At 50.9% G+C, this 11,288-nt stretch carries 9 protein-coding genes; 7 read left to right on the top strand and 2 right to left on the bottom strand.

The window, feature by feature from the left end; genetic code table 11:
• The first annotated feature begins 3 nt into the window (after positions 1 to 3).
• From LK536_RS31840 to LK536_RS31815, 6 genes are all read left to right on the top strand, one after another.
• Entirely contained in the window at positions 4 to 1,800 is a 1,797-nt protein-coding gene (locus LK536_RS31840; protein WP_227794971.1) for a sensor histidine kinase, read from the top strand.
• Positions 1,790 to 2,761 (top strand): substrate-binding domain-containing protein, encoded by a 972-nt coding sequence (locus LK536_RS31835; RefSeq protein WP_227794970.1) that lies wholly within the window; start codon positions 1,790 to 1,792, stop codon positions 2,759 to 2,761. The genes LK536_RS31840 and LK536_RS31835 overlap by 11 nt, the downstream gene beginning before the upstream one ends.
• Positions 2,762 to 2,793: 32 nt before the next feature.
• Complete coding sequence (locus LK536_RS31830; protein ID WP_008725236.1) at positions 2,794 to 3,846, top strand: galactose ABC transporter substrate-binding protein; 1,053 nt, start codon at positions 2,794 to 2,796, stop codon at positions 3,844 to 3,846.
• 161 nt (positions 3,847 to 4,007) lie between these two features.
• Entirely contained in the window at positions 4,008 to 5,345 is a 1,338-nt protein-coding gene (locus LK536_RS31825; RefSeq protein ID WP_025482124.1) for a substrate-binding domain-containing protein, read from the top strand.
• A 116-nt stretch (positions 5,346 to 5,461) separates the two neighbouring features.
• Entirely contained in the window at positions 5,462 to 6,970 is a 1,509-nt protein-coding gene (locus LK536_RS31820) for a sugar ABC transporter ATP-binding protein (RefSeq protein ID WP_008725240.1), read from the top strand.
• Positions 6,971 to 6,979: 9 nt separating this feature from the next.
• On the top strand, positions 6,980 to 8,641 hold the full coding sequence (locus LK536_RS31815) for an ABC transporter permease subunit (RefSeq protein WP_474912006.1): 1,662 nt from the start codon (positions 6,980 to 6,982) through the stop codon (positions 8,639 to 8,641).
• Positions 8,642 to 8,764: 123 nt separating this feature from the next.
• Here LK536_RS31815 and LK536_RS31810 read toward each other — a convergent pair whose 3' ends face one another.
• Positions 8,765 to 9,217 carry a CYTH domain-containing protein gene (locus LK536_RS31810; protein WP_227794969.1) on the bottom strand — a complete coding sequence of 151 codons (453 nt, stop codon included), beginning with the start codon at positions 9,215 to 9,217 and terminating at the stop codon, positions 8,765 to 8,767.
• Positions 9,218 to 9,399: 182 nt separating this feature from the next.
• On the opposite strand from LK536_RS31810, the gene LK536_RS31805 reads away from it, so the two are divergent.
• A complete protein-coding gene (locus tag LK536_RS31805) occupies positions 9,400 to 9,954 on the top strand; it encodes a DJ-1 family glyoxalase III (protein ID WP_025482120.1) in 555 nt (184 codons plus the stop codon).
• A 457-nt stretch (positions 9,955 to 10,411) separates the two neighbouring features.
• Here the strand turns inward: LK536_RS31805 and LK536_RS31800 are convergent, their stop codons facing one another.
• Positions 10,412 to 10,921 carry a GNAT family N-acetyltransferase gene (locus LK536_RS31800; protein ID WP_227794968.1) on the bottom strand — a complete coding sequence of 170 codons (510 nt, stop codon included), beginning with the start codon at positions 10,919 to 10,921 and terminating at the stop codon, positions 10,412 to 10,414.
• Positions 10,922 to 11,288 lie beyond the last annotated feature (367 nt).

Raw genomic sequence — 11,288 nt, 5'->3', positions numbered from 1 at the left:
GACATGCTTTTTGAAAAGCAGAGGCAGGGGGTGCAGAAGGCCAGCATCCGCTACATCATATTCATTTATTTTACGCTGACCGCCCTGGCTGCCAGCGTATTCATCGGAATTTCCCTCTATACAAGGCTGTCGGGACAGATGGCGGACACCATACAGGAAGAGAACCAGATACTGATTAACCAGATTAACCGTTCCATGGATTCCTACCTGCAGACGGTGATGAAGCTGTCCGATTCCCTTTATTACGGCGTAATCAAGAACGCAGACCTTTCGGACGGTTCCATTGGCAGCGAGATTACCCTTCTCTATGACAATAACAAGGATAATATTGAAAATATCGCCCTGCTGTCCAAGACCGGGCAGATGCTGGAATCCGTGCCCGCGGCCAGGCTCAAATCCAATATAGACGTAATCGACGAGAACTGGTTCCAGAACACCCTTTTAAAGACGGAGAACCTTCATTTCTCCACACCCCATGTACAGACAATCTTCGATGGAAGCGAAAGCCAGTACCGCTGGGTCATTTCCATGTCAAGGGCAGTGGAAATCACCAACGGTCCCTATACGGACCAGGGCGTGCTGCTCATTGATATCCGCTACAACAGCCTGGAACGGCTGTTTGACGGCGTGAACCTGGGCAACGGCGGATATGCGTACCTGATTAGCAGCGATGGGGAAATCATCTACCACCCAAAGGCCCAGCTTATCGACTCCGGCATTGTCAGGGAGAACAACCTGGAGGCGGCCGGCCTTAAGGACGGCAATTACGAGGAGGTATTCGGCGGGGAAAAGCGGATTGTGTCCGTGAAGACCGTGGGATATACGGGATGGAAGATTGTGGGCGTGACGCCTCTTGACGGCATGTCCCTCAACAACATCAAGACAAAGCTTCTGATGGTGTTCATCATCGCCTTCGTGCTGTTCATCCTCTCCATCATCAACTCCTACATTTCCACCAGGATCACGGATCCCATCAAGGAGCTGGAGAAGGCGGTCAATGAGATTGAGGAAGGAAACCTGGAGGTGGAGGTGAAAAGCGCCGGTTCCTATGAGATACAGCATCTGGGCACTTCCATCCAAAGCATGGCCAGACGGATCCGGAAGCTGATGAACGATATTGTGGCGGAGCATGAATCCAAGCGGAGAAGTGAATTTGACACCCTCCAGTCCCAGATCAACCCCCATTTCCTCTACAATACCCTGGATATCATTGTGTGGATGATTGAAAATGAAAAGCAGTCCGAGGCCGTGAAGGTGGTGACGGCCCTTGCAAGATTCTTCCGCATCAGCTTAAGCAAGGGAAAGAGCATCATCCCGGTAAGGGACGAGCTGGAGCACGTGCGCAATTACCTGATGATCCAGCATATGCGCTATAAGAATAAATTCACCTATGCCATTGAGGCAGATGAGGATGTCCTGGAACTGGCAAGCTTAAAGCTCATGCTCCAGCCCCTGGTGGAAAATGCCATTTACCACGGCATGGAGTTCATGGACGGGGACGGGGAAATCCTGGTCAGGGCATGGCGCCGGGAGGATGACCTTTATATGAGCGTGTCCGACAATGGCTTAGGCATGACCCAGGAGCAGGTGGACCGCCTGTTCTCAGCCGCGGACCATATGCCCTCAGGCAGGGGTTCCGGTATCGGCGTGAAGAATGTGAATGAGCGGATCAAGCTCTATTTTGGAACTGGTTACGGCCTTGAAATCCAGTCGGAACCAGATGAGGGAACCACGGTGACGGCGCATCTGCCGGCCATTTCCTATCAGGAAGCAAAGAAAGAGGAAGCCTATGTCAAATAAAGGGAAGATTCTCTGGTGCATATGGGCCGGTATCCTGGTCCTGCTGTTTTTGATGTCCTCCACGGACCTTATCATCAAGGAAAAGGAAATCGAGGTATACCCGGTTTCCGTCATCATCGACGGGGACAATGATGACTACTATGTTAATTTAAAAAAGGGCATGGAACAGGCGGCGGTGGAGTTCCACGGGGACGTCAGCTTCATCACCCTTTACGCCGACCATGACCAGGCACAGCAGACGGAGCTGGTGAAACGGGAAATCAGGGATGGGGCGCGGGCTGTCATCCTGGCTCCGGTGAAGCCGGAGGCGGCGGTCAAGGAGCTGGAGGCCATGAATCCGGGCTGCCCGGTCCTCTTTCTTGGCCGTCCCCAGTCCAGCGGCAGGGTGGCGGATACCATCGGTGTGGACAGCCAGGAGATTGGAAGGATGCTGGGGGAGGCCGCTGTATCCCAGGCCCCGAAGGACGTCCCGGTCTATCTCTTTTGCAAGGGGTTAGACTATGGGGATGGCGCCCTGGTCTATGAGGGGGTCAGTGGCGTGCTGGAGGAACATGGGTATGATTACCGGCTCATTGAGAAGAAGAACCAGGACACATATAGGCAGGCTGTCCAGGAAACGGATTCCCCCGGCAGCGGCAAGATCACCATCATAGCCCTGGATGTACAGTCCCTGGACCAGGCAGCCCAGATACTGGAGGAGGACACCATATACCAGGGCAGGGTGTCAGGGCTTTACGGAGTGGGGAGCACCACATCCTTACTCAGGGCGCTGGAAAAGGGGATTGTCACGGGGATGACGGCCTATAACCAGTTTGACGAGGGATATTTAAGCGTGAAGCAGGCGGTGGAAGCCATACAGGGCACGCACCAGAAGCAGGAGACGCGGCTTACGGCCATCTACGTGGATAAGGACAGGCTGAGGGATAAGACATATGAGAAAATGTTCTATCCCATTGAGTAGCGGAAATCGGGAAAATGAAAGGGGTATGGGCCATGAAGCGGAATTGGATTTATTTACTGGCGGTTTGTTTAGGAATCGGCATCCTCATAGGGTTCTGGCAGTACAGGGAAAATGAAGGACAGCGGCAGACAAAGAAGAATTCCATCCGCATCGGGGTCCTTCTCTACCGCGGGGATGATACCTTCATCGGAACCCTGCGCGCAGGCCTGGAGGATAAGGCAAAGGAATATGAACAGAAAACAGGAATTAAGGTGAAGCTGGATATCCTGGACTCCAAGGGAAGCCAGAATACCCAGAACAGCCAGGTGGAGCGCCTGATTTCCCTGGGCTGTGATGCTTTGTGCATCAATAGCGTGGACCGTTCATCGGCTTCCATCATCATTGACAAAGCCATGGATGCGGGGACCCCTGTGGTGTTCTTTAACCGGGAACCGGTGGAGGAGGACATGAACCGCTGGGAAAAGCTGTACTATGTGGGCGCGGATGCAAAGGAATCGGCGGTGCTGCAGGGAGATGCCCTGGTGGATGCATACAGGAAGGATTCCCGCACCCTGGACGCCAACGGGAACGGTCTGGTGAGTTATGTGCTCCTGGAGGGGGAGACCAGCCACCAGGACTCCCTGATCCGTACGGAGTGGTCCATCCAGACCTTGAAGGACGGAGGGGTTCCCCTGGAGAAGATTACAGGGGGGATTGCCAACTGGGACAGGAGCCAGGCTTCCGCCCTGATGGAACAGTGGCTGAAGGAATACCCGGGACAGATAGAACTGGTGGTCAGCAACAATGATGACATGGCCCTGGGCGCTATCGACGCCATGAACCGGGCCGGGATAGGGGCCAATTCCATCAAGGTGGTGGGCATTGACGGCACCCCGGTGGGCATAAAGGCCCTGGAGGAGGGAACCCTCTTCGCCACCGTGGAATCGGACAAGGAACGTTACGCCCAGGCCATATTCGACATTGCCTGGAGCCTGTCCCTGGACCAGGACCCCAAGTCCGTGGTACCGCTGGTCAATGGGAAATATTACTGGTGTCCCCAGCGGGTCCTGACCCAGGAGGAGGCAAAACTGCTTAAAAATAAGTAAGCTCCCATAAAAACCTGATAAAAAAATACAGAATCAAAGAAATTTTATAATCATTCTTTAAAAATCCTATGGAAAAATGCACAACCAGGCCGTATAATGGCCTTGTTGTTAAGCAAAAACAACCAAAGACAATCATAATATTTATAAGGGAGGAATTCAAAATGAAAAAAGCATTAAGTGTTGCCCTTGCGTGTTCCATGGCATTATCACTCGTTGCCTGCGGCGGCGGAAGCAAGCCAACGGAAGCACCAACAACAGCAGCCGCTGGTGGTGATACCACAACTGAGGCAGCAGCTGACACGACGACCGAGGCAGCAGCAGCTGACAGCGGCGCAGAAATGGCCAACAAAGACAAACCATTGGTATGGTTTAACCGCCAGCCATCCAGCAGTGCTACAGGACAGCTGGATATGACAGCCCTGAATTTCAATAAGGATACATACTATGTAGGTTTCGACGCCAACCAGGGCGCTGAGCTTCAGGGTACCATGGTTAAGGATTACATCGAGAAGAACATTGACACAATCGACCGCAACGGCGACGGAATCATCGGTTATGTCCTGGCAATCGGGGATATCGGACATAATGACTCCATTGCACGTACAAGAGGCGTCCGTAAGGCTCTTGGAACAGGCGTTGATAAAGACGGCAACATCAACAGCGATCCGGTTGGTACAAACGCAGATGGCACAGCCACTGTTGTACAGGACGGCTCCATTGAAGTGGGCGGCAAGACATACGTGGTCCGCGAGCTGGCTTCCCAGGAGATGAAGAACTCCGCAGGAGCTACATGGGATGCAGCTACCGCTGGTAACGGAATCGGCACATGGTCTTCCTCTTTCGGCGACCAGATTGATATCGTTGTATCCAATAACGACGGCATGGGCATGTCCATGTTCAACGCATGGTCCAAGGATAACAACGTTCCAACATTCGGCTATGATGCAAACAGCGACGCAGTTGCTGCCATCGCAGAAGGCTACGGCGGCACAATCAGCCAGCATGCAGACGTACAGGCATACCTTACACTTCGTGTGCTTCGTAATGCACTGGACGGAGTTGACATTAACACCGGTATTGCAACACCAGATCCAGCAGGCAATGTCCTGAGTGACGATGTATATGTATACAGGGCAGATGAGCGTTCCTACTACGCCCTGAACGTTGCTGTTACTTCTGACAACTATCAGGATTTCATGGATTCCACCATGGTTTATGCGCCTGTATCCAACCAGCTGGATGCCAGCACAAGCCCTGAAAAGGCTGTATGGCTGAACATCTACAACTCAGCTGATAACTTCCTGGGTTCCACCTATCAGCCACTGCTTCAGAAGTATGATAAGCTTCTCAACCTGAAGGTTGACTACATCGGCGGTGACGGACAGACTGAGTCCAACATCACAAACCGTCTTGGAAATCCAAGCCAGTATGACGCATTTGCCATTAACATGGTTAAGACAGATAACGCAGCTTCATACACATCTCTGCTTGAGCAGTAATAATCATTGAAATAAAAATGTACTGTTAACTGTTATTAGGGAGAAGAAATTCTCCCTAATAATCGGTTTAGACTTAATACTGAAACCAATCAATCTATGTATACAGGAGTAAAATAATGGCAGATAAGAAAGATGATATCGTCTTATCAATACGCGGTATGAGCAAGTCCTTCGGCCGTAACAGGGTTCTGGACCATATCAACCTGGATGTGAAGCGTGGAACCGTTATGGGGCTTATGGGTGAGAATGGCGCCGGCAAGTCAACCATGATGAAGTGCCTTTTCGGCACTTACCAGAAAGACGAGGGAAATATCTTCCTGAATGGCAAGGAAGTAAGCTTTTCCGGACCAAAGGATGCTCTTGAAAACGGCATTGCAATGGTCCACCAGGAACTCAACCAGTGTCTGGAGCGGAATGTGATTGATAATCTGTTCCTTGGACGCTATCCGGTCAATTCCATGGGTGTAATTGATGAAGGCAGAATGAAAAAGGAAGCCGCTGAGCTTTTTAGGAAATTGGGCATGACCGTTAACCTTACCCAGCCCATGGGTCGCATGTCCGTATCACAGAGGCAGATGTGTGAAATCGCTAAGGCCATTTCCTATAATTCCAGAGTGATTGTTCTGGATGAGCCTACTTCCTCCCTGACCGTACAGGAGGTTGATAAGCTCTTCGAGATGATGAGGATGTTAAAAGAGCAGGGAATCGCCCTGATTTATATTTCCCACAAGATGGATGAGATTTTTGAAATCTGCGATGAGATATCAGTGCTTCGGGATGGCAACCTGGTCATGACAAAGAGCACCAAGGATGCAAACATGAATGAGCTGATTGCGGCAATGGTGGGCCGTTCCCTTGATAACCGGTTCCCTCCGGTTGACAATACCCCTGGGGATGTGATCCTGTCCATACAGAATTTATCCACGAAGTTTGAACCTCATCTGCAGGATGTTTCGTTTGACGTAAAAGAAGGCGAGATATTCGGGCTTTACGGCCTGGTGGGGGCAGGGCGGACAGAACTTTTGGAAACAATCTTTGGTGTCCGCACCAGAGCGGCAGGGCGGGTTTATTTCAATAACCGTCTTATGAATTTCAGCAGCGCAAAGGAAGCCATGGAGCATGGCTTTGCCATGATTACTGAGGAGCGGAAGGCAAACGGCCTGTTTTTAAAGGGTGACCTTACCTTTAATACCACCATTGCCAACCTGCAGCAGTACATGTCAGGAATGGCGCTTTCCGATGCAAAGATGGTAAAGGCCACGGCAAAGGAAATAAAAATCATGCATACCAAGTGTATGGGTCCTGATGACATGATTTCCAGCCTTTCCGGCGGCAACCAGCAGAAGGTCATCTTTGGAAAATGGCTGGAACGCAGTCCGCAGGTGTTTATGATGGACGAACCCACAAGAGGTATCGATGTGGGTGCAAAGTATGAAATATATGAGCTGATCATCAATATGGCGAAACAGGGGAAGACAATCATCGTTGTTTCTTCTGAGATGCCGGAGATACTGGGTATCACGAACCGTATTGGTGTTATGTCAAATGGACGTCTTTCAGGAATTGTCAATACAAAAGAGACGGATCAGGAAGAACTTTTGAGGCTCAGTGCAAAATACCTATAAGGGGGATTCATGGATATGGCGAAAGGAAACAATGAGACTCTTACGGCTGAACAGGAGATGCAGCTGCGTCAGCCAATTGAGGATTATGTTGGTGAAATTCAGAAAAAGATTGACAGCCTCAGGACCGATGGTACGAACAGGGTAGTAGCCCTGCAGAACAGTATCGATGCGGCAAAGAGGGACCGTTCCCTTACAAAAGAAGAAAGAGCGAACAGGATTGCTGCCAACAGCGCGGAGATGGAAAAGGCAAAGGCTGTTGAGGCAAAGAATAAAGATGAAATCGCAAAATTGATTTCCGATGCGGAGGGTTACCTCAAGGCGCATTTTGATAAGGACTATTATCAGCCGTTAAAGGCAAGCTGCGAACAGGAAAAGGCGCTGGCAAAGGAAAAATATGACACCAGGGTTGCTGAGCTTAACAAGGAGCATGAAAAGACACTGTCAAAGCTTACCGACCATCAGGAGATTAAGGATGAGAAGTACGTCCATAAGAACCGTCTGTTTGACGCGAAGATGGACTTAGATAAGGAACTTCAGCGCATTAAGGACAGAAGGCATGCTGCTTTTGCATGGCAGTATCATCTGATTGATATGCTCCGTCTGTCCAAATTCACCTTCATGGAGACCAGGGCGCAGAAATGGGAAAATTATAAATATACATTCAACCGCAGGACATTCTTACTGCAGAACGGTCTGTATATTGCCATCATCCTGATTTTCATCGGACTGTGTATTGCTGCACCGGTGGTGAAGAATGTAAAACTGCTTACCTATAACAATATTTTGAATATCCTGCAGCAGGCTTCCCCAAGGATGTTCCTTGCGCTGGGCGTGGCAGGGCTTATCCTCCTTACCGGTACGGACCTTTCCATCGGACGTATGGTCGGTATGGGTATGACCACCGCAACCATCATCATGCACCAGGGTATTAATACAGGCGCTGTGTTCGGACACGTGTTTGACTTCACAGGGATGCCCATCGGCTTAAGGGTTGTATTCGCACTGTTTATGTGTATTGTCCTCTGTACGTGCTTTACGGCAATTGGAGGTTTCTTTACAGCCAAATTCAAGATGCATCCGTTCATATCAACCATGGCCAACATGCTGGTTATCTTTGGTCTTGTCACCTATGCCACAAAGGGCGTGTCCTTTGGTGCCATTGAACCGGCAATCCCGAAGATGATCATTCCAAAGGTAAACGGATTCCCAACCATCATCCTTTGGGCAGTGGCGGCAATTGTAATCGTATGGTTCATCTGGAATAAAACCACCTTCGGCAAGAACTTATACGCAGTGGGCGGCAACCCGGAAGCTGCTGCTGTTTCAGGTATCTCCGTATTCGGGGTAACCATGGGGGCGTTCATCCTGGCAGGTATCCTTTATGGATTCGGATCATGGCTGGAATGCGCAAGAATGGTAGGTTCCGGCTCCGCTGCTTATGGCCAGGGCTGGGAGATGGATGCAATCGCAGCCTGCGTGGTGGGCGGCGTGTCCTTTACCGGTGGTATCGGTAAGATTTCTGGCGTGGTAGTCGGTGTGCTGATATTCACCGTACTTATCTACTCCCTTACCATCCTTGGTATTGATACAAACCTTCAGTTCGTATTCGAAGGTATCATCATCATCACGGCAGTAACGCTTGACTGTCTGAAGTATGTCCAGAAGAAGTAAGATTTGTGGGATGCGGGGAGTGAGGCGCATCCGTCCGTAAGTGGAATGAGGCTGGCTGATCTGCAGCCGGCCTTTTTCTGTCCTATGGTCAGGCCCGCCAAAGGCAGCCAGCCTCTGGCCGGGCTACAGTCCGCAGGCCAGTCTGCTGTTTTGGTATTCGCCGGAGAAGGTTACATCCCTGCCAAACCATTGGGGCGGGGTGAATGTGAGGGCCTCTTCTTCAGTGGGGAACTCTACCTCGGCCAGTATGAGGCCCTTGTAGGTTCCATCGAATATATCCAATTCTATGGTTAGATGATCTGAGCCTTCCAGCGGGATCAGATAACGCGTCTTGGTCAGGATGATGCCGTCCGCCTTTTTAAGCAGATGGGTGTAAGCCTGTTCATTGAGGGGAAGGTTATATTCTTCCCTGGCCATCAGGCCTTTTCCTTTGTAGGTGAGATAATAGCTGTCATCCTCCTTGCGGATGCGCACCACGGGGCTGGTGCACAGGTAAGCCTGCTCAATGGCATGGCAGGGGAATTCCATGTAGTCTGCGGGGACTTGATTCACCAGATATTTCCTTTCAATTTCCATCTTTCATACCTCCAAATACTGTATACATAATGCAATTAGTGGATTTTACTAAGGAATGTTATTTTTTCCATTTTACTATCATATCATTTATCACTTTTCAGAAAAAGACTAAAATGATAAAATAAAAATATTGTGCGTTGTTATGTTGTATTGTGTCAGTATGGCAGGAAAGGGAGAAAATCATGGCAAAGGTTTATGCATTTCTGGCGGAAGGGCTGGAAGAGGTTGAATGTCTTGCGGTAGTGGACGTGCTTCGCCGTTCCGGAGTTGAGGTGACAATGGTTTCCGTGTCCGGAAAGAAAGAGGTCACAGGATCCCATGGAATCCGGTTAATGGCGGATGCGCTGTTTGAGGAGGCGGATCCTGATCAGGCTGATGTGCTGTTTTTGCCGGGTGGGATGCCTGGTACCAATAACCTGAGGGAACACCGGGGGCTTAGGGAAGCCATTGAACGTGCGAATAAGCAGGGACGGAGGGTGGCTGCCATCTGCGCGGCACCCAGTGTCCTTGGAGCCATGGGGCTGTTAAAGGGCAGGACAGCCACCTGTTATCCTGGATTTGAGGAGCAGCTTACCGGGGTATCCTACACAAGCCAGGGCGTTGTCACTGACGGCAATATCACCACTGGCAGGGGCCTGGGATATGCGCTGGATCTTGGCCTTGAACTGATACGTCTTCTTCAGGGACCCCAGCAGGCCCAGAAGATTGCGGCAGCCATCCAGTACAGCCGCGGTTGACTGCAGGAGTGATGGAACCCGCAGGAATAATGAAACTGCAGGAGTGATGAAACTGCAGGAGTGATGAAATCCGCAGGAATAATGGAATTCCCCCGCTTGTGCCGCATCGATGGAAGATGCGGCACAAGCGGGGGAGTTTTTTTGATGTGATGCAAAGTATATCGTTTTAAACGTAAGGCATGACGGATTGCGCATGGGAACCTCAGGACCTGTCTGGCGGCTGCGTCCTGTTTCCTGTGCATCCTTCCTTGCGCACCCGCTTTTTCTCTGCATGGCCTACAATGGTAGTGCCTGCCAGGTCATCCAGACAGTTAATCATGGTCATTCCCCATGTCGTTGAAGGCGTGGACGCTGGCTGCCAGGCCCACAATCTCCAGCGGGAATCCAAGTGACTCCGGGAGGATAGCCAGGATGACGTGCTCATGATCCGCAGTGGTCTTATTCGCGCAGCTTACGGCTATTTGAAAATCCGCGCCATGAGCAGGGTGTCGTAATACCGCCCATCGCTTAGCAGCTTGTCATCGCGCAAAATGCCCTCCTGTACAAATCCCTGATTTTCATACAGCTTGATGGCAGAAGTATTCGTCGCCATCACCCGCAGGGTTAGCTTGTGCAAGCGGGACCCCGTCTCGGCCCAGGTAATGCACCGCCGCAGCATCTCCCCGCCGATTCCCTGCCCCCAGTATTCTTTCAAGACGCATACACCAAACTCGGCCTGATGTCGCAGGCGGACCAAGCGGGAGCCGGCACAGCGGCAATAGGCCACCAGCCGTCCGCCATCCTCCGCCACCAAAAACAGGTGGTTATTTTCCGCCTTATCCCCGGCGATTATAGCGCGCCAGGCGGCTTCATCCAGGTGGGCTTCCCACGGTTCGCGGTCCATGTTTTCTGTCTCTGCATCCAATATAGGCCGCAGCGCGGCCAGTTGTGCGGCGTCGTCTTCGATCGCCTGTCGAATGGTATACAAGTGCTTTTCCTCCTTACTATATAGAGTGGAGTATAAAGTATAGCACGGCGCCAAGGGAATGAAAAGCCCGAATCAGTCTCTTATATGACGAGTAACCCTGCCGTATATGTCATTGTAAACCGCGGAGCCAATCCGTTTGGTGAAGCATGGGGCTTGGGCGTTCCCGCGTGGCTGCGCCGCGCCTGTAATGGTGGTCTGCATCGTCTTGGCTCCCTTCAATATTGATAGGCATGGACTATCCGACCGAAAACTGTGTTTCTGACTGGGGCTGGATATACAGGGAAATATGTACAGGAAATTTATGAAAAAATGCTGGTATTTTCATTTTGAGCATGCTATAATGGTACATTGAAGTGTAGCGCCCTCA

The sequence above is a fragment of the Clostridium pacaense genome (assembly GCF_020709765.2).
GTDB lineage: Bacteria > Bacillota > Clostridia > Lachnospirales > Lachnospiraceae > Enterocloster > Enterocloster hominis.
Note: the sequence above shows the minus strand (reverse complement) of the source record. Positions and strands in the feature narration are given on the sequence as shown.